This is a genomic window from Vreelandella sp. GE22, assembly GCF_968212445.1.
The window spans coordinates 1741370-1761342 of the sequence record NZ_OZ309110.1 but is presented as its reverse complement, the minus strand read 5'-3'; the positions used below and the strand labels follow the sequence as shown (position 1 = coordinate 1761342).

Genomic DNA, 19973 nt, shown 5'->3' with positions numbered 1-19973 from the left:
GCCACGACATCAAGAAAGCAGCCACCATCGGGCCCACTATAAAGAGATCAAGCCACCGCAGGGTATAGTGGCACTTGAGCAGTACTGGAGCAGTATTCACGTAGTATTTGTGTAGTACTCGTGTAGTACTTGCGCAAAGCAGCGCTAGTCTGCCACTATTCAAACATTCGTTTAAATACGTACCCTGGGCGCTGCCCCGAACCCCCGTTTTGCAAAAACAGGTTTGTACAAAAAGCCCTGAACGAACCACGCTTGAAGACTCTGCATAAACAAAAAGGAGAAATTCCATGCTCACGCTACTGCTTATAGTGCTGGCTGTGATAGGCCTGCTGGTGGTCATGCGCCGCGAAGCCGGTGCGGCCCCGGCCATCGGCGTACTCGCGGTATTGGGGCTGGTGGGTCTGGTGTTCGAGGCACCGGTCACCGGCTTTATCCTCATCATCGCGGCGCTACTGGTCGCGGCGGCGGGCCTCGCTCCGCTTCGTCGGCTGTGGCTCACGCCGCGCATTTTCGCCACGTTCAAAAAAGTCGCGCCGAAAGTATCCGCCACCGAGCGCACCGCCCTCGAAGCGGGTACCGTTGCCTGGGATGGCCAGCTCTTCTCCGGCAAGCCCGACTGGAACACGCTGTTAAACTATAAAGACGAAGGTCTGCGCGAAGACGAGCAGGCGTTTCTGGACGTTCAGTGCGCCAAGGCCGCTGGCATGTGTAATGCCTGGGATATCTCCATCGAGCGTGCTGATCTTCCCCAGCAGCTTTGGGACTACCTGAAAAAAGAGGGCTTCTTCGGGATGATCATCCCGAAAGAGTATGGCGGTCTGGGCTTCTCGGCCAAGGCCCAGTCCATGGCACTGCAAAAGCTCTCGGCCAACGAGACCCTGATGGTCACCGTGGGCGTGCCCAACTCGCTAGGCCCGGGTGAGCTGCTGCTCAAGTACGGCACTCAAGAGCAAAAGGATCACTACCTGCCGCGCCTGGCCGATGGCCGCGAAATCCCCTGCTTTGGCCTGACCGGCCCGCGCGCGGGCTCTGACGCCACCTCGCTTCCGGACACCGGCGTGGTCTGCAAGCAAACCATCGATGGCCAGGAAGTGCTCGGCGTACGCCTGAACTTCGAAAAGCGCTGGATCACCCTGGCACCGATCGCCACCGTCGTGGGCCTGGCGTTTCGCCTGTTCGACCCGGAAAAACTGCTGGGTGACGAAGAAGATCGCGGCATTACCCTGGCGTTGATCCCCCGGGACACCGCCGGTATGGAAATCGGCCGTCGCCACCATCCGATCGGCAGCCCCTTCATGAACGGCCCGATCAAGGGACACGATGTATTCGTACCGCTGGATACCATCATTGGCGGCCAGGACATGATCGGTCAGGGCTGGCGCATGCTGGTCGAGTGCCTCTCCATTGGGCGCTGCATCACCTTGCCTTCTGGCGCTACCGGTACCGCGCGCTATGCGCTGGGCTGGAGCGGCGGCTTCACCCGCGTGCGTCGCCAATTCAACGTGCCGGTCGCCGAGATGGAAGGCGTGCAGGAGCCGCTGGCTAAAATGGCCGCTCTTGGTTATATCGCCCAGGCCACGGTCTACCAGACCGCTAACCTGATCGATCACGGCGAGAAGCCCGCGGTGCCCTCGGCGATTCTGAAAAGCCAGCTAACCGAATTCCAGCGTGAGATTCTAAGCCACGCCATGGACGTGCATGGCGGTAAAGCGGTTACGCTTGGCCCGCGCAACTACTTGGGTATTGGCTACAGCGCCAACCCGGTGGCGATCACCGTGGAAGGTGCGAACATCATGACGCGTAACCTGATGATCTTTGGCCAGGGCGCGATCCGCTGCCACCCCTACGTACTCGAAGAACTGGCCGCCAAGGACGCCAACGACATGAAGGCGTTTGATACGGCGTTCTTCAAACACGCCGGGCTGATTTTCGGTAATGCTGCCCGCGCCCTGACCCTGGGCATCGGCATTGGCAAACCCGGCGTGCCGTTTGACGCCCCTGCTGCTGCCTACGCCCAGGATATCGCTAGGCTCTCGGCAGGCTTTGGCCTGTGCGCCGACGCCGCCATGGCAAGTTTGGGCTCGGCGCTTAAGAAGCGCGAAATGCTCTCGGCGCGCCTGGGCGATGTGCTCTCCAACCTTTATCTTGCCTCCATGGTACTCAAGCAGTGGCAGGCCGGTGACAAGGTCGAAGGTGAAGAGGCGCTCTTGCACTATAGCTGCCGCTTCTTGCTCCACCGCGCCGAGCAGGCGTTCGTCGAAATCTTCGACAACCTGCCCAACCGCGCGCTTGGCAAGGTGCTCAATGCCGTGGTGATGCCCTCTGGCCGGCGCTGGGACAAACCCCACGACGATTTCGCCCGCGATATCGCTCACCGGGTCTCGACTCACAGCGCGCTGCGCACCAAGCTTTTGCATAACACCTGGGATCAGGACGACGGTGAACAGCGTAACCCCTTGGCGCGTTACAACGCCCTGCTGGTGGACTACGAGCGCGCCGAGAAGATCTATCGCACGGTCAACAAGGCCTACGCCAAAGGCGAGCTACCGCAAACCGCGCTTCATCCGGAAGCGCGTGTCGTAGCGGGCCTGGAATCGGGTATCGTTAGCGAAGAGGACGCCGAGTTCATGCACATCTTCGAAAAAGAGGTGCTGGAGATGCTCACCGTGGACGACTTCGCCTACGACGAGTTCGCAACCAACAAGTCGACGCTGATCAACCACAACGCGGCCGCCAAACCAGCCCCGGCCGTTAGCGAAGAGGCCAGCATCAAATAGAAAGCCCGCTGCTCGAACGCTACTAAACGGTAAAGCCGGCCCAAGGGCCGGCTTTTTTTATGCACGTCATCGCGCTGTCGCGTACCAGACGTACGCTGCTCTTTTCTAAGAGTTTCGAACCCTCGTTTACCGGGGCTGCCAGGTTGACCGGCGAGCGGGGCTAAACGCGTTGAATGTTCGGAATCGATCATCTATAGTTTCGTTATTGAAAATAAAGCGCGGCTTTACGCCTCGGCCCCACGCCTAAACCTGACGGTAACCGCTATGACGCTTCGAACTCGCAATCTCGAAAAGCTGCCCAATGAAGAGTATGACGCGCTGATTATCGGCGGCGGCATCAACGGCGCGGCCGCCGCCGCTGCCCTTTCGGGGAAAGGCGCGAAAGTCGCCCTGATCGACCGCGGGGATTTCGCCGGCAGCACCAGCATGCACTCGTCCAACCTGGTGTGGGGTGGTATCAAGTACATGGAGTCCAACGACTTCGGGCTGGTGCGCAAGCTCTGTAAAAGCCGCAACCACTTGATTAAAAGCTACCCGTCTACGGTCAAGGAAATTCGCTTTCTCACGACCATTACCAAGGGCTTTCGCCATTCCCCGTACTACCTATGGGCGGGCACCTGGCTTTACTGGCTGATGGGTAACGGCTTCACCAAGCGCCCCAACCTTTTATCGCCGAAAAACATCAAACAGGAAGAGCCGATCATTCAAACCGAAGGCGCTGTAGGCGGCTTCGAGTACTCGGATGCCTACCTCTACGATAACGACGCCCGCTTCGTGTTCAACTTCGTGAGTCAGGCCATGAAGTTCGACGCCGTGGCGGTCAACTATGTGGAGTCTCTCGGTGCCGAGCGCGAAAACGGCATGTGGGTCACGAAAGCCCGCGACGCGATGAATGGCGCCACCTTCGATATTCGCTCCAAAGTGCTGATCAACGCCGCCGGCCCCTGGGTCGACGAGCACAACGCGCTGACAAAGCAAACCACCTCGCACCAGCACATGTACTCCAAGGGTATCCACCTAATCGTGCCGCAGTTGACCAAGACCAAGCGCGTACTGGCGTTTTTCGCCAACGACGGGCGGCTGTTCTTCGTGATTCCCATGGGCAACCGTACCTGCATCGGGACCACGGATACGCACATGGAGCACCCCAACCCGGAGGTCACCCAGGAAGATATTCAGTTCGTTCTCGAAAATATCAACTCGCGTTTGACGCTTAAGGCGCCGCTCACCCAGGACGATGTCGTTTCTACCCGGTGCGGGGTGCGCCCGCTGGCAGTCAAAGCCGAGAAAGACGAGGAGCGCGACTTCCTGCAGCTTTCGCGCAAACACGTGATCGACACCCACGAAGAGAGCGCCCACATCAGCATCTTCGGCGGCAAACTGACCGATTGCTTGAACGTGGGCGAAGAGATCGCCGACGAGCTAACCAGACTCGGGGTCGAGCTGAGCGCTCCCAACAAGCTTTGGTACGGCGAGCCAAGCGATGATGTAAAAGCGTCGTTCATGCAGCAAGCAAGCGAGATGGAGCTCGACAAACTGACCCCGGCCACCTCGACGGAGAAGCTCTCTTCACGGCTGTGGCGCCGCTACGGTTTGGATGCCTTCGCCATGCTCGACAAGATCAAGGCCGATCCCACCGAGGCGGAGATCCTCATCGAGAAAACCGAATACATCCGCTGCGAGCTCGAGTACGCCCGCGATCACGAAATGATCACCGAGCTCGAAGACTTCCTGCGCCGCCGCGCCAAGGTGTCGCTGGTGGTCCACCGCGACGAACTGGCACGCTCCGAAGGCCTCAAAAAGGCCTGCGAGGTACTGTTTGGCGACGATGCCGAGGCGCGCTTCAATGCCTACTTCGACAATAATCCGGACACGACACACCCGCCGGCGGAGTTGACCCATTAAAATTCTATAAAGCGCTCGATAAAAAAAGCCCCTTCAAGGGGCTTTTTTAGTTACCGCGCTGGTCACTACTCGACTCTTAGTCTTCGACACGCCTATTCTTCGTCTTCGACGATCAGTTGGGAGTCCTGGGCAAGCACTTCTTCCCAAGCCTGTTCCATCGAGTAGCCCGCGCGTGTATCGATCGTGTCGATCACTTCGACCGCCTGTTGAAGTGACTCGCCCTGGCTTTTAAGTGCCAGTACCAGTTTGGCAAGCTCTTGCTTGCTGAACGTGCTGGCAATTCGATCGGCTTGTTGATTCAATTCGATACAGTTCATAAACCACCTCTTGACGTTGTTACCGCTTACGGGTTTAAAAGAGTTTTCGAGCGCCCTGGGTGAGGCGCCGACGCCCGCGGGGCGGTAGACCTCGCAGTGTCCTAATGAGGCGCATTGGCTTATAAAGCCCAAGCGCCGGGCTTTGGGGGATGCGTTATTCAAAGCCATGAAGTGACTATGGCTGAGGTCGGTAACGCCGACAATCAATCATTGGCAGGGGCCGGGGTTGTAACTCGACTACACCAACACTTGTTGAGCGCTATTGATGTCGATTACTTTCAAACGGCCGTTTTATTGGCGTTGTGCTATAAAAAAGTGCGTTTACGAGTACATAAATCGAATAAAAAGCCGCCACTAGAGTGACGGCTTTATTAGGATCAAGAGCGACGTTCAATACTTTTTAAATGTAATCGGCCAATGCTGTTTCGAGGCGGCGTTTAAACGCTCTGTTTCAAAACTTTTTGAAATAGGGTTTCAAGAAACCGATGCGTATTTCAGGCAACGTGCAGCTCGACACCGTGCTCGCCCAGCAGCTTAATGATGGCCTCTGGCGGTTGGCGGTCGGTAAATAGCGCATCGAGCTGGGCAATGTTGCCCTGGCGAACCACCGGGTTGCGGTGAAACTTGGAGTAGTCCGCCGCCAGGTACACCCGCCGTGAGTTGGCGATGATGGCCTGGGCGACGCGCACTTCCTGATAGTCGAATTCGAGGAGCGAACCGTCTTCGTCGATACCGCTAATGCCGATGATGCCGACATCCACCTTGAACTGATTGATGAAGTCGATGGTCGCCTCGCCGATGATGCCGCCGTCGCGCGAGCGTACCTGGCCGCCGGCAATGATCACCGAAAAATCCTCTTTACGCTGCAAAATAGCGGCCACGTTCAAATTGTTGGTGATGATCTCGAGACCCTTGTGCTCCAAAAGCGCCTGGGCGATCACTTCGTTGCTGGTACCGATATTGATGAAAAGCGACGCGTGGTCGGGAATGTGCGCGGCCACGCACTGCGCAATGCGCTCTTTCTCACCCAGATGGAGGGTTTTACGCGTACTGTAAGCGGTATTCACCGTACTCGACTCCACCCCCGCTCCCCCGTGTACCCGGCGGATGCGCCCCTCGTCGGAGAGCGTATTGAGATCACGACGAACGGTTTGCGGGGTGACGGCGAAGTGTTCGGTAAGCTGCTCAATGCTCACGTAGCCGTTTTGGCGTACCAGTTCGACAATGGCGTCCTGGCGGTACTGTTGATTCATGGGCCGAGCCTTTTATACAGGTGGCCAGGCGCGCTATCGCGCGGCTGGCCGTGTTCACGGGTTCAAAAATGCAGGCGTCTAGCCGGATAAAGGCCACACTAGCAGAATTACGGGGATAGCGGTGGCCATGACCACGATCGAAAGCGGCAGACCCAGCTTCCAGTAGTCGCTGAAACGGTAGCCGCCGGGGCCGAGCACCAAGGTATTGGACTGATGCCCGATAGGCGTCAGGAAGGCGCAGGAAGCGCTAACCGCCACGGCCATCAAAAAAGGTTCTAAAGAGACGTCGAAACCATTTGCCAAACTCACCGCGATCGGCGCCATCAAAAGCGCCGCGGCGGCGTTATTGACGATGTTGGAGAGCAGCATACACAGGATGAAAAGACCCACGAGGGAGATGACGACGGGCCAATCGGCGCCAAAATATAAAAGCGCGTTGGCGATGATGTCCGCCCCACCACTGGTTTCGAGCGCCTCGCCCACCGGCAGCATGGCGGCCAGCAGTACGATCACCGGCCCGTCGATGGCCTGGTAGCCCTCTCGAAGCGGCAGCACGCCGATCAAAAGCGACACCAGCGCCGCCGAACTCATGGCGACCGCGGCGGGCAGCAAATCAAATAACATGGCGGCAATGGCCAGCGCAAAAATTCCCAACGACACGGCAAGCTTACGCGGCTGGCCCAGGTGCAGCTCACGATTGGCAAGCGGCAGACAGCCAAGCGTCGAGAGGCTGTAGCCAATCTCCTTTTCGCTGCCCTGAAGCAGCAATACATCGCCGGTTTGAAAGCGGATATCGCGAAGGCGTTGCTTCAAACGGCCGCCATCGCGCGCTACGGCCACCAGATGAAGACCGAACTGATGGTTGAGGCGAAGCTGGCGCACGCTGCGGTTGATCATCATCGAATCATTGCGTACCACCGCTTCGACAAGCTGCAGGCCTTCGGTGTCGACCGGCTCGTCGTCCTGCGGATCGGGCTCTTCTTCACCCTGGCTTGTTTGCCCCTCCGGCGCGTCCTGGTCAAGCTCCGCCACGGCACTCAAGCCCACCTTGTCCTCCAGTAGCTGAAGCTCGTCCGGACCGGCTTCGAGCAATAAAATATCGCCCTGCTTGAGCACGCCGTGAAACGAGTAACCCGCGAGGCGGCTATCATCGCGCACCACGGCAAGCACCGGGATCGTTTCGTCCAACTCGTCGCGAAGCTGTTGAAGCGTTAACCCGTTGGCTTTGGATTCCTCGGCGACTTTTAGCTCGACCAGGTAGTTGGCGGTATCGAACATGTCCGCAGAGCCTGCCTGGCTATTGCGCTTGGGGGTAAAGCGCCATCCCAGCAGTACGATAAAGGCAAGGCCCGCCAGCGCCACTGCCACGCCCACCGGCGAGAAGCTGAACATGCTGAAATTTTCGCCGGTAATGTTGCCCCGGTATGCGGCGATGATGATATTGGGCGGCGTACCGATCAGCGTCGTCAGCCCCCCCAGTAGCGAACCAAATGCCAGAGGCATCAGCAAAAGTGAAGGCGAGGTATTGTGCTCGCGCGCCAGGCGCATGGCCACCGGCAACAGTAGCGCTAAAGCGCCGACGTTATTCATGATTCCCGAGAGCACCACGACCGTGCCCACCAGCACCAAAAGCTGCAGCATCAGGCGCTCACCGGCCTTCATGACCTGGTGGGCGATGATATCGACCACCCCGGAGCGCTCGAAACCGCGGCTCAATACCAGCACCGCAGCGACGGTAATCACCGCCGGGTGGCCAAAACCTGAAAAAGCCGCATCCGCCGGCACCAGGCCCACCATGACCGAGCTCAAAAGCGCGGTCAGCGCGACCAGGTCATAGCGAAAGCGGCCCCAAATGAACGCCGCCAGTGTCAGTGCCAGGATGATGAAAATGAGCGTACTGGGGGCCAGTCCGAGCGACTCGATCGCCATTGAACAACGTCTCCTTTTACCACCTGGCACGGTTGCCGCGTGGTATGTAATCTATTGATCTTTTAACCCAAAACACGGCGCAAGTTAACTTATTAATTAGCGGGCGAAGCCATAGGGTATTCATACCCGGGGCGCCAATGGCGGCCCCGCTTTAAAACCGGCTATCGCGGGCCCATTGCCGCGCTTACACTTAAGCCGATCAATCGGGCAATGAGCGCTCCCCTTACGAGCGCCCAAAGCCCCCACCACTGAAAGGACGTTCATATGGATTTGTGTCAACGTTTGCGCGAAGCGGCCGCCCCCTACTGGGATGCCTCGGTCAATCATCGTTTCGTCGATGAACTGATCAGCGGCGACATCGCTGATCCCGCGTTCGCGCGCTACCTGGTTCAAGATTTTTGTTTTTGCGATACCTTCGTACGCTTACTGGGCGCGGCGGTGTGCGCCGCGGATGACCCCGAGGCGCGGCTCACCCACGCGCGCCAGCTAGCCATCGTGGCCGGGGGCGAGTACCGCTATTTCATCGACGCCTTTCAGGCACTCGGCGTCGCCGAGGCGCAGTGGCGCAACCCGCCCCATGCCGAGCCCACCCAGGCCTTCATTGCGCTCATGGACAAGGCCTGCCAATCCCAGGACTACGCGCTGATTCTGGTCGTATTGGTGGTGGCTGAATGGCTCTACCTCGATTGGGCCCAGCGCGCCAAGCAGCCGCTGCCCGAACGCGCCGAACACCGCGACTGGATCGTGATTCATAGCGATGAGGATTTCGTGCGCTGGGTGGACTTTTTACGCACCGAGCTCAACCGGGTCGGTGCCGAACGCGATTTCGAGAGCCTGCGCGCCCCCTTTGTCGAGGCAAGCCACATCGAGCAGCGCTTTTTCGATATGGTCTACGAAGATACCGACCAGTAACCCTCAAAGCCGCCGCGTTAAAACGACAAAAGCCGCCCCAGGGCGGCTTTTGTTCTCGAAAATCTCCAACCCAGGATCAGGGAAGAAGAATGGTGGAGCCGGTGGTTCGACGGCTTTGCAGCGCATCCTGGGCCTTGCCGGCCTCTTCGAGCGGGTAGCGATTGGCCACGTCGATCTTGATCTTGCCGCTTTCGATCATCTCGAAAAATTCGCTGCACATCTGCTCGAAGCGCTCCCGGGTGTCGGCATAGCCGTTAAGGCTTGGCCGGGTCACGAACAGCGCGCCCTTTTGATTGAGAATACCGATGTTGACGCCATCGACCGGCCCCGACGCATTGCCAAAGCTCACCATCAGCGAGCGCGGCTTCAAGCAGTCAAGCGACATCTCCCAGGTATCTTTACCCACCGAGTCGTAAACCACGTCGCACATCTGGCCATCGGTCAGCTCGCGCACGCGCTCGACCACGTTCTCCTCGGCGTAGTTGATCGTCGCCCAGGCGCCGTTGGCCTTGGCAAGCTCGGCTTTCTCCTTCGAGCTCACCGTGCCGATCAGCTTCACGCCCAACGCCTTCGCCCACTGGCAGGCAATGGAGCCCACCCCACCGGCGGCGGCGTGAAAAAGAATCGTCTCGCCGCCTTCGAGCTTTTGGGTTTGGCGCAGCAGGTATTGAACGGTCAGACCTTTGAGCATACTCGCCGCGGCAGTTTCGAAGTCGATACCCTCGGGCAGTTTGATGACCTTGTCGGCGGGGAGCACATGAAGCTCGGCGTAGGCACCTAGCGGCCCTTGGGCGTAGGCCACCCGGTCGCCCTCTTTCAAATGACTCACGCCGTCACCCACCGCGTCCACCACGCCGGCCCCTTCCGTGCCAAGCCCGGAGGGCATGGAGGGCGCCGGGTAAAGCCCGGTGCGAAAGTAGATATCGATAAAATTGAGCCCCACGGCCTTGTTGGCAATACGAACCTCGCCCTTGCCCGGCGCTTTAGGGTCGACATCCTTTACCTCGAGCACTTGCGAGTCACCGGTGGTTGCAAACTCGATCCGCTTGGCCATAAACGTACACTCCCTTCTTCATCGGGTGATTAAACGATCGGTGGTTACCTTGCACATTATCCAACCGCGTCAGAGGCGATAAATCAAGCCTTCTGGCGAAGCCATCGCGCTGTCATACGCCCATGCTAGACTGCCCTTTTATTCCCCACTATTACGGATACACCATGTCGAATCCAGGCATTTTGTTACCGGCGCTGATCGCCCACCGCGGCTACTCTACCGCCGCCCCGGAAAACACCCTGACCGCCGTGCGCGAAGCTTACAACGCCGGCACCACCTGGGTAGAGCTCGATGTGCAGCTGCTGGCCGACGCCACGCCGGTGATCTGGCACGACGCCGATGTCCGGCGCTGCTCCGATGGGCGCGGCGGGCTTGCAAGCCTGAGCCTGCAAGCCGCCAAGCGGTTGGACGTGGGCAGTTGGTTTTGCGACCGCTTCACCGGTGAAAAAATGGCCACCCTGGATGAAATGCTGGCGCTTTTAAACGAGCTCGGCATGGGCGTCAACCTGGAAATCAAGGTCAATAAGGGCCGCGACCCGATCGCGTTGGTCAACGCGGTAATGCCTACGCTTTTGAACGAAATTCCCGCCGAGCGGCTTATCGTCTCCTCTTTCGATATGGCGGCGCTGCGCCGCTGCCGTGAATTCGCCGGTAGTGACGCCCTCGCGCTGGGGGTGCTGTTCGCAAGCATCCCCAAGGGGTGGCAGGCGGTGTGCGAAGAACTCGAGGCGTTTAGTATTCACCCGGACTGGGCACGCCTGAAACGCCCCCAGGCCGAGGCAATGGTCGGGGCCGGCTATCAGCTTCTTTGCTATACGCCCAATGACCCCAGCGCCTTCGAGTCCCGCTGGGCCTGGGGGATTGCGAGCGCGATTACCGATCAACCGGCGCTTTTCAAACGTTTTTTGGATCACCGGGATAACGCATAATGGGCGAAACCACGTCCCAGTAAGGAAACGTCATGAAGTATATCGGTGCCCACGTCAGTGCCGCCGGCGGGCCGGACCAGGCCGTACACCGCGCCGTCGAGATCGGCGCCAACGCCTTTGCGCTGTTCACCAAGAACCAGCGCCAGTGGAAAGGCAAGCCGCTCACCGAAGAGGCCATCCAGGCATTCAAAAAAGCCTGTGACGCGCAGGGCTTCGGGCCTCACCAAATTCTTCCCCACGATAGCTACTTGATCAACCTGGGCCACCCCCAGGCGGAAGGCCTCGAGAAATCCCGGGCGGCGTTTTTGGATGAGATGCAGCGCTGCGAGCAGCTGGGGCTGACGCTTTTGAACTTTCACCCGGGCAGCTTTTTGAAAAAGATCAGCGAGCACGACTGCCTTTTACGTATCGCCGAGTCGGTCAATATCGCGCTCGAACAAACCCGGGGCGTAACCGCGGTGATCGAAAATACGGCAGGCCAGGGCACCAACCTGGGCTGGCGCTTCGAGGACCTGGCCACGATTATCGAAAACGTCGAGGACAAAACCCGCGTGGGCGTGTGTATCGATACCTGCCACGCCTTCGCCGCCGGTTATGATCTGCGCGATGCCAAGGCCACCGAGCAAACCCTGGACGCGCTTGGCAGCATCGTGGGCTTCGACTACCTGCGCGGCATGCACTTGAACGACGCTAAAAGCGAGTTCGCAAGCCGAGTGGACCGCCACCATAGCCTGGGCAAGGGCAACATTGGTTTGGAGGCGTTCACGACCATTATTCAGGACGCTCGCACCGACGATATCCCCCTGATACTGGAAACCGTCGAGCCAGAAAACTGGCCGGAAGAGATCCGCTGGCTGCGTACTCAGTTGCCCGAGGCCGCGCCGGGCAGGTAGTGAATGACGTCGTGAAAGCGAAGCCTCGCCGCTCCGCTATTGCGCATGGCGTGGGGCCGGTCGGCGAAAAACCGCAGCCCCTCGCCGGCTTTCAGGCACTGCCAGCGTTCGTCGATGCGCAGCTCCATTTCCCCCTCGACGACCACGATATGCTCGACGACCCCGCTTGCGTGGGGCGCGGATTCGCTCATTGCCCCCGGGGCAAGCTCGATCATGAACATCTCGAAGCCCAAAAGCGGATCGAACGGAAACAGCAGCCGCGCCTGCATGCCCGCACTATCATGCCCCCACACCGACTCCCCGCTATCACGCTCGAGCTCGCCCTGGGCGGGCTTCGAGCCATTGAACAAGGTGGAAAACGACACCCGAAACCCGCTGGCGATTTTCCAGAGAGTGGACACCGTCGGGCTCGATTCGCCGCGTTCGATTTGCCCCAGCATCGCCTTGCTCACACCGGTTTGCGTGGCAGCTCGCCCCAGGCTCCACCCCCGTGCATTGCGTAGCCGTTTAACGGTACTGGCAACGTGACCGGCAATGGCGGGTGATTCGCGTGTCATCGATCTCTCCTGTGAAGGGGCCCGGCGCATCGCGCCGGCGCCTGAACCGTAACAAGACGACGTTTTACTACACCCCCGTTCATTTTTCTAATCTCGACAGACGATAAAAAGAGGCGCCAAGGCGAGGCCCTGCATCGGCCTGACTTGGCCATTGATGTAGTATCCAACCGCACGCAAAAAGCGATAGCGTGCTTATAGACGCAGCGCTGAAATAAAAATGCCACCCCATTTAATTTATATAATCAATGGCGCGCCGGTAATATTAAAATATACCCACCTCCTTTTTAATCGCATAAAAACCTAAATTCCAAAGAATCTAAAAACCGCTTTATGTCTCATTTTTGAGCACTCTTTTTTAAAAACAAAAACTCATTTCCTAAAAACATTAAACAATGTTAAATTTTTTATTAAATATATGTTTTTACAAAATTATTTTTTAGGCTTATAACCGTGGGTGCTTGATGAATGCACCTTCCAGGGATACTTCTTTTGCTCAAAAATTTCATTAAGAAGCTGGAAAACTTCCAATCTTTTTCTAAAGAGGAAGTCAGCGCACTCGAAAGTTACGTGACACCCATCCGAACCCTGAAAAAGTCCGAAAACCTCATACAAGAAGAAGACAAACCCTACGAAGTCAATATTTTGCTCGAAGGCTGGGCCACGCGCTACAAGGTGAGTGAAGAAGGCAAGTTTCAAGCGCTCGCGTTTTTGGTACCCGGCGACGCGTGCGATGTGCATATCACCCTCATAAAGCAAATGGATCACTCCATATGCGCTGTGGTGCCCTCGACGTTCACGTCTATTCCCCAGCACAATATCGAAAAAATATACGAACACCACCCGCGAATTGCGCGCGCTCTTTTCTGGTCGATGCTCGTCGATGAATCCACCTTACGCGAATGGGTTTTCAACATTGCCGGCAGGCGGGCCGACCAGCGCATGGCCCATTTGTTTTGCGAATTACTGGTTCGCTCTTGGGCGGCTGGCTTAACGAGCGATCATTCGTTTTACCTTCCGCTGACCCAGCAGCAAATAGGCGAGGCCATGGGCATCACCCCGGTACACACCAGCCGCGTCGTAAGCAAGCTCCGCGCTGAAGAGCTGATTTTCTGGGAAAGCAAACGCATGAAAATTCGCGACTGGGAAAGGATGAAAGCCTTTAGCGGCTTCGATGCAACCTACCTGCACCTGGATAAAGCTCCGCCAAGCCTGGCCAAGGAAATTTGATGCCTTGCCCCCATTAATTAATGCGCAGGGCTATAACGTAGAAGCCCGGCCATAAGGCCGGGCTTTGCTGCGACGTCCGTGTGAACATCGCGGGCATCCTGCCCGCGCCTCCCTGGAAATCTTCCTGATTCGATACTCCCTGGCGAATATCCTTATCCGCCCAGGCCATATTGGCTTTTAAACCCAGGGTTGTAAGTAACCTAATATAACAAAGCCACTAAATAACCTTAATATTCATTGATGATCACGATAAACCATCAGGACCTTTCCCTTAAAACGCCTCGGTTGGGCACGTTTAAGAACGAAAAACCGGACGTCTTGCGCCCTCGGCATTACTTGCTAGGCTTATATCGGCTTCACTGCCGACAAAGTACAAACCCGGAGAAGAATCAGACAAGGAGTCGTTGTGAGCGAGACCGATTTAGGCTTAATGGATGCCCATTCGCTTCGTAAACTTTTCGAAAACAAACAGGCTTCACCCCTTGAAGCCACCCGCGCCGCGCTGGAGCGTATCGATCGCTTCAATGACGAGGTCAACGCCTACGTTCACGTGGACCACGAGGGCGCCGAAAGCGCTGCCAAGACCTCGGCTAGGCGTTGGGGCCAGGGTAAACCGTTGAGCCCCATCGACGGCGTGCCGGTGTCGATGAAGGACCTGGCCCAAGTGGCGGGCATGCCGTGCCGGGAAGGCTCGCTCACCACCACCAAAAAGGTGTGCGATACCGACTCCCCACCGGCGCGTATGCTGCGCGAAGCCGGGGCGATCATTCTGGGCAAGACCAACACGCCGGAATTTGGCTGGAAAGCGGTGACCGATAACCGCGTATTCGGCGCCACCACCAACCCCTGGGACACGCGGCTCACACCCGGCGGCTCGTCCGGCGGTGCTGCGGTGGCCGCGGCCCTCAATATGGGCGTACTGCACCAGGGCGGCGACTCCGGCGGCTCGATTCGCATTCCCGCCGCCTTTACCGGCACCTTCGGCTTCAAGCCCACCTACGGCTGGGTGCCTCAGTGGCCACCGGCCAAGGAGCCCAGCCTTTCGCACCTGGGCACACTTACCCGCTCGGTGGAAGACTCGGTCAGCATGCTCAACGTGATCGGCCGCTACGACTACCGCGACCCCTACGCCACTCGAGGCCAGCCCGACTGCTGGGGCGAAGACCTGCACAAGAGCCTGGAAGGCTTGCGTATCGGTTTTTCACCGGATCTTGGTCATATCAACGTCGACCCCCAGGTGGCGGAAAAAGTGCGTGAGGCAGCCAAGGTGTTGAGCGAGCTGGGGGCGGAGGTCGTCGAGGTCGACCCGGGCCTAAGCCCGGCGATCGATACCTTTCGCAAGCTCTGGTTCACCGCCTCGCTCCACCAGTGGGATCAACTGGACGACAAGCAGCGCGAACTGCTCGACCCGGGCCTGGTGGCCAACGCCAAGGAGGCACAAGGCTGGAGCGGGCTGGACTTTTTCCGGGCGCTCAACGAGCGCGCCTACATCACTCAGCGCCTCGAATATTTCAACCAGAACTACCATTTGCTGATGACCCCGGCGGTGGCGATTCCTCCCTTCGAGGCCAACCACGAAGTGCCGCCGGGCAGCGACATGCGCGACTGGGAAGAGTGGGCCTCGTTTAGCTACCCCTTCAACCTGAGCCAGCAGCCAGCGGCTTCCGTGCCCTGCGGCTTTACCAACGAAGGGCTACCCGTAGGCTTTCAGCTTGCCGGCGGTAAATTCGACGATGTACGCGTGCTGCGCGCGTGCCACGCCTACATGCTCCATAACCCGCCGCGCTTTCCAAGCATTCCCAACCCTTCCCATACGCCGGGATAGGTGATTCCCCCCAAAGGCGGGCGTGGTGAACGCCTCGACAACCATTGTGCGCTATAGCGCACAATGGTAGCGTCGTTTTGTGCGTTATAACGTATACCGACGATTAAAGGCCCGCCATGACGACCCCCGAGCACTCTACTCCTGCTAGCCCCTCGCTTTGGCGAGATACCACGCTTTCCACGGTTACCGCGGGGCTTGTGGCGGTGGTCATTAGCTATACGAGCTCGGCGGCCATCGTCTTTCAGGCCGCCGCGGCGGCGGGCGCGACGGCGGCACAGATCAGCTCCTGGCTTTGGGCGCTGGGTATCGGTATGGGATTGACCTCGCTTGGACTTTCGCTTCGCTACCGCATGCCGCTACTCACCGCCTGGTCCACGCCCGGGGCGGCCTTTTTGGCGACCAGCCTGCCTGGCGTGCCGATCAACGAGGCGATCGGCGCGTTTCTATTCTCGGCGTTTTTGATCACTCTGTGCGGTGTAACCGGGCTTTTCGAGCGGCTGATGCGCCATATTCCCAACGCCGTTGCCCAGGCCCTGCTGGCGGGCATTTTGCTGCGCTTCGGGCTCGAGCTATTTGGCGTGATGGAAACCGAGTGGCTGTTACCGCTGATCATGCTGGTCACCTGGCTTGCGGGGCGGCGGCTTTGGCCAACGCTTGCCGTACCGGTAGTGCTGCTGGTGGGGCTTGCCGGTGCGCTTTTGCTGGGCCAGGTGAATATGGCGGGTATCCCGCTTGCCCCGGCGCTACCGGTATGGACCTCGCCCGCTTTCGCACCCACCACGCTGATCAGCATCGGCATACCGCTTTTCATCATCACCATGGCCACGCAAAACCTGCCCGGGGTGGCGGTACTGCGCGCGGCGGGGTATCAGCCCAATAGCTCCGCGCTGATCGGCTGGACCGGGGCGGCAACGTTCTTGCTGGCACCGCTTGGCGGCTTTGCGCTGAACATAGCGGCGATCAGCGCGGCGGTGTGTATCGGCCCGGACGCCCACGCAGATATGCGCCGGCGCTACACGGCGGGCGTGGCGGCGGGCGTGTTTTATATCCTGATGGGCGTGTTCGGTGCGACGGTGACCGGGCTGTTTACGGCCCTGCCCCAGGCGCTGGTCGTCGCACTTGCCGGGATTGCGCTGCTGGGCACATTGAGTGGGGGGCTTGCCGGCGCGTTTGCGCAAAGCGATCAGCGCGACGCCGCGATCGTTACCTTTTTGCTGACCGGCTCCGGCATCACGCTGTTGGGTATTGGCAGCGCCTTTTGGGGGCTGGTGGCCGGGCTGATCACGTTAAAGCTTGCCCGGCGCGCGCTTTAAAGCGTGCTCAGGCGCTCGTCGTCCATGACGCCGGACATCCGCACCAGGGCGAGCGCTTCATCCAGGCTTTCGACCTCTTCCATGATCAAAAGCTCGTCGTGCAGGTTGACGGGCTGGCCGGCCTTGTCGGAAAGGATTCGCTCGAGCGAAGCCAGATCCTGGGAGTCGTCGAGCTTGAAGGTATCGATAGAGGCGCTCGAATTGCTGGGCAAGTAGATCGTGCCGTTGGAGAAGTCCACTGCGTAGGCGATCACGCCGGGCAGGATGAAAAACAACAGCCCAACGCCGTTGGCGATGGCCACCACCGGGTCTACGTTGCCGCTAAGCTGGCCCTTGCGCTCCGGGTGAAACAACGTCCCGCAACCGCTCAAGCTAATGATCAGCCCCCCTATGACGGCGCCTTTCAAACCACGGTGTACGAGCTGTTTCATCGATACCCTTCCTGAAAAAGTGAAAAAATGGCCTGGCTATAAACCGGTTATACCATTTGGAGCGGCCCAGTCTAGCATAATTGCGCTAACGCTTTGGCACGGCGCTTAATTTTTGCCGCCTTTACCGCTTGCCCGTACAATGCAATCATTCAACGTATTACCGACCCTAAAGGAAGCTCCTCGCTCATGCGCGCCAGCCAACTACTGATTGCCACACTAAAAGAGACCCCGGCCGATGCGGAGGTCGTGAGTCACCAATTGATGCTGCGCGCCGGCATGATTCGCCGTTTGACCTCGGGCCTTTATACCTGGCTGCCGCTGGGGCTGCGCACGCTGCGCAAGGTCGAGCGCATCGTGCGCGAAGAGATGGACCGCGCCGGCGCCCAGGAAGTGCTCATGCCCGCGGTTCAGCCGGCAGATTTGTGGCAAGAGTCCGGCCGCTGGGAGCAGTACGGCCCGGAGCTTTTGCGCGTCAAGGACCGCCACGAGCGCGACTACTGTGTGGGGCCGACCCACGAAGAGGTCATTACCGACCTCGTTCGCCGGGAAATTTCCAGTTACAAGCAATTGCCCGTTAGCTTCTACCAGATTCAAACCAAGTTTCGCGACGAAATTCGCCCGCGCTTTGGCGTCATGCGCTCGCGGGAGTTCATCATGAAGGACGCCTACTCCTTCCACAGCGATGAGGCCTCGCTCGGCGAAACCTACCAGCACATGTACGACGCCTACACGCGTATCTTCACCCGGCTGGGGCTCGATTTTCGCCCGGTGATCGCCGACAACGGCTCGATCGGCGGAACCGGCTCTCACGAGTTTCACGTGCTGGCAAGCTCCGGCGAAGACGATATCGTCTTCTCCAACGAATCCGACTACGCGGCGAACATGGAAAAAGCCGAAGCGCTGGCTGCCCCGCTTGGCAGTGACGCCAAGCGCGACGCGCCGAGCCAACAAATGCACCTGGTCGACACGCCCAACGCCAAGACCATTGCCGCATTGGTCGAGCAGCACGGTCTTGCGATCGAAAAAACCGTGAAAACACTGATCGTACGCGGCGCTGAAGGCGGGCTGATCGCGCTGCTGGTGCGCGGCGATCATGAGCTCAATGAAGTGAAAGCGGAAAACCTGCCCGAGGTGGCAAGCCCTTTGACCATGGGCGATGAAGAAGCGATCCGCGCCGCCGCCGGCGCGGGCTTTGGCTCCCTGGGCCCGGTGGGGCTCGATATGCCGATGATCATCGATCACAGCGTCGCGCTGATGTCCGACTTCGGCGCCGGCGCCAATATCGAAGGCAAGCACTACTTCGGCATCAACTGGGAGCGTGATCTGGCGCTGCCGCAGACCGCGGATCTGCGCAACGTGGTCGAAGGTGACCCATCGCCGGACGGCAAGGGGTCGCTTTCGATCAAGCGCGGCATCGAAGTCGGCCACGTTTTCCAGCTCGGCCAGAAATACTCCGAGGCGATGGACGCCAAGGTATTGGGCGACAGCGGCAAGACCAGCCACCCCTGGATGGGCTGCTACGGTATCGGCATCACCCGCGTGGTGGCCGCCGCCATCGAGCAAAACCACGATGACGCCGGCATCATCTGGCCCGATGCCATCGCCCCGTTCAACGTCGCGCTGGTGCCCATGAACGCGCATAAATCACAGCGCGTGCGCGAAGCCTCTGAGGCGCTCTACCAGTCGTTGACCGAGGCCGGTTTCGACGTACTATTGGACGACCGCGATACCCGCCCGGGGGTAAAATTTGCCGACCTGGAGCTGATGGGCGTACCGCATCGTATCGTGATTGGCGATCGCAGCCTGGATAACGGCGAGCTCGAGTACAAGGGCCGCCGCGACGCCGAGGCGACCATGGTGGCCCAGGATCAGATCACCGCGTTTTTAAACGAACGCGCCGGCCGCTAACCGGCCGTGAGCGTGTCGGCGCGGCGGTGGCGCCTGGTAGGGGCGAGCGCGCTATGCCTTGCTCTATCGCCGCTTGTCGCCGTGGCCGAGGCGCCGCTTCGCTCGACGTTCGAGGCCGCGGGCAGTGCCGAGCAGCACGCGTTGAGTGCCGAGATGCGCCAGTGGCGAGCGCGAATGCACCCGCCGCTTGCCAGGTTCATTGCCGACCCCGCCGAGCGCGACGCTCTGTTGACCCGCCTCTACCAGGAGGCGCATCTGGCCGGGCTACCCCCCAGCCTGGTGCTTGCGCTGATCGAGGTGGAGAGCGCCTTCAAACATGAAGCGGTCTCCACCGCCGGCGCGGTGGGCTTAATGCAAATCATGCCCTTTTGGGTAGCCGAGCTTGGCCTGCCCATGGACGACTTGACCCATCCTCACCGCAACCTTCGCTACGGCTGTACGATTCTGGCCCACTACCTGGCCGTAGAAGGGGGCGACTTTACCCGGGCATTGGCCCGCTATAACGGAAGTCAGGGCAAAACCTGGTACCCGGAGCGGGTAATGCGCGCTTGGCAATCCGCCTGGCGCTAGCGTTCATAGCGGCCTCACGCCCTTTTAATACCTCCCCGTTATACGTACCTGTTAGACATACCTGCCAGCCCCCACTCTCAAGGTCCGCTTCTTTCTAGTACTTTTTTTAGTTAAGTTGGCTTATCGTTAAACGGATAGCATGACTTTTCACGTCAAGCGACACACTATTGAGT

16 protein-coding genes are annotated in these 19973 nt (G+C 59.1%); 10 read left to right on the top strand and 6 right to left on the bottom strand.

All coding sequences use genetic code 11. The features are described 5' to 3' along the window. Window positions 1-287: 287 nt before the first annotated feature. Window positions 288-2777, top strand: a complete 2490-nt coding sequence (locus tag ACWHRL_RS08310; protein ID WP_447895983.1) for an acyl-CoA dehydrogenase — start codon at window positions 288-290, stop codon at window positions 2775-2777. Window positions 2778-3041: 264 nt separating this feature from the next. Beyond that, window positions 3042-4682: a glycerol-3-phosphate dehydrogenase/oxidase gene (locus ACWHRL_RS08305; protein ID WP_447895982.1), complete on the top strand. Its 1641-nt coding sequence runs from the start codon at window positions 3042-3044 to the stop codon at window positions 4680-4682. Between the two features lie 92 nt (window positions 4683-4774). On the opposite strand, the gene ACWHRL_RS08300 is transcribed toward ACWHRL_RS08305, so the two are convergent. The 3 genes from ACWHRL_RS08300 to ACWHRL_RS08290 form a co-directional block, all read right to left on the bottom strand. Continuing rightward, window positions 4775-4999 (bottom strand): hypothetical protein, encoded by a 225-nt coding sequence (locus tag ACWHRL_RS08300; RefSeq protein ID WP_447528736.1) that lies wholly within the window; start codon window positions 4997-4999, stop codon window positions 4775-4777. A 494-nt stretch (window positions 5000-5493) separates the two neighbouring features. Further along, the gene (locus ACWHRL_RS08295; RefSeq protein ID WP_447528735.1) at window positions 5494-6252 is read right to left on the bottom strand and encodes a DeoR/GlpR family transcriptional regulator; all 759 of its coding nucleotides are present in this window, start codon (window positions 6250-6252) and stop codon (window positions 5494-5496) included. A 78-nt stretch (window positions 6253-6330) separates the two neighbouring features. Continuing rightward, window positions 6331-8181, bottom strand: a complete 1851-nt coding sequence (locus ACWHRL_RS08290; protein WP_447895981.1) for an SLC13 family permease — start codon at window positions 8179-8181, stop codon at window positions 6331-6333. A 264-nt stretch (window positions 8182-8445) separates the two neighbouring features. On the opposite strand from ACWHRL_RS08290, the gene ACWHRL_RS08285 reads away from it, so the two are divergent. Then, window positions 8446-9093 carry a TenA family protein gene (locus tag ACWHRL_RS08285; protein ID WP_447895980.1) on the top strand — a complete coding sequence of 216 codons (648 nt, stop codon included), beginning with the start codon at window positions 8446-8448 and terminating at the stop codon, window positions 9091-9093. A gap of 76 nt (window positions 9094-9169) precedes the next feature. On the opposite strand, the gene ACWHRL_RS08280 is transcribed toward ACWHRL_RS08285, so the two are convergent. Further along, entirely contained in the window at window positions 9170-10147 is a 978-nt protein-coding gene (locus ACWHRL_RS08280) for an NADPH:quinone reductase (RefSeq protein WP_447895979.1), read from the bottom strand. A gap of 164 nt (window positions 10148-10311) precedes the next feature. Here ACWHRL_RS08280 and ACWHRL_RS08275 point away from each other — a divergent pair, with 164 nt between their 5' ends. Both ACWHRL_RS08275 and nfo read left to right on the top strand, forming a co-directional pair. Further along, window positions 10312-11076: a glycerophosphodiester phosphodiesterase family protein gene (locus ACWHRL_RS08275; protein WP_447895978.1), complete on the top strand. Its 765-nt coding sequence runs from the start codon at window positions 10312-10314 to the stop codon at window positions 11074-11076. 32 nt (window positions 11077-11108) lie between these two features. Next, window positions 11109-11969: a deoxyribonuclease IV gene (gene nfo / locus ACWHRL_RS08270; protein ID WP_447895977.1), complete on the top strand. Its 861-nt coding sequence runs from the start codon at window positions 11109-11111 to the stop codon at window positions 11967-11969. Here the strand turns inward: nfo and ACWHRL_RS08265 are convergent. Further along, window positions 11939-12526 (bottom strand): helix-turn-helix domain-containing protein, encoded by a 588-nt coding sequence (locus tag ACWHRL_RS08265; protein WP_447895976.1) that lies wholly within the window; start codon window positions 12524-12526, stop codon window positions 11939-11941. The two genes, nfo and ACWHRL_RS08265, sit on opposite strands and share 31 nt — an antisense overlap. Before the next feature lie 489 nt (window positions 12527-13015). Between ACWHRL_RS08265 and ACWHRL_RS08260 the strand changes: the two genes are divergently transcribed. The 3 genes from ACWHRL_RS08260 to ACWHRL_RS08250 all read left to right on the top strand — a co-directional run bounded on the left by ACWHRL_RS08260 (window position 13016) and on the right by ACWHRL_RS08250 (window position 16891). Then, complete coding sequence (locus ACWHRL_RS08260) at window positions 13016-13753, top strand: Crp/Fnr family transcriptional regulator (RefSeq protein WP_447895975.1); 738 nt, start codon at window positions 13016-13018, stop codon at window positions 13751-13753. Between the two features lie 406 nt (window positions 13754-14159). After that, window positions 14160-15578: an amidase gene (locus ACWHRL_RS08255; protein ID WP_447895974.1), complete on the top strand. Its 1419-nt coding sequence runs from the start codon at window positions 14160-14162 to the stop codon at window positions 15576-15578. 116 nt (window positions 15579-15694) lie between these two features. Further along, window positions 15695-16891, top strand: a complete 1197-nt coding sequence (locus tag ACWHRL_RS08250; RefSeq protein ID WP_447895973.1) for a benzoate/H(+) symporter BenE family transporter — start codon at window positions 15695-15697, stop codon at window positions 16889-16891. On the opposite strand, the gene ACWHRL_RS08245 is transcribed toward ACWHRL_RS08250, so the two are convergent. Beyond that, window positions 16888-17322 (bottom strand): hypothetical protein, encoded by a 435-nt coding sequence (locus ACWHRL_RS08245; RefSeq protein WP_447528725.1) that lies wholly within the window; start codon window positions 17320-17322, stop codon window positions 16888-16890. The genes ACWHRL_RS08250 and ACWHRL_RS08245 overlap by 4 nt on opposite strands. Window positions 17323-17508: 186 nt before the next feature. Between ACWHRL_RS08245 and ACWHRL_RS08240 the strand changes: the two genes are divergently transcribed. After that, window positions 17509-19230 (top strand): proline--tRNA ligase, encoded by a 1722-nt coding sequence (locus ACWHRL_RS08240; RefSeq protein WP_447895972.1) that lies wholly within the window; start codon window positions 17509-17511, stop codon window positions 19228-19230. A gap of 12 nt (window positions 19231-19242) precedes the next feature. Beyond that, window positions 19243-19800 carry a transglycosylase SLT domain-containing protein gene (locus ACWHRL_RS08235; RefSeq protein ID WP_447895971.1) on the top strand — a complete coding sequence of 186 codons (558 nt, stop codon included), beginning with the start codon at window positions 19243-19245 and terminating at the stop codon, window positions 19798-19800. Window positions 19801-19973: the final 173 nt, after the last annotated feature.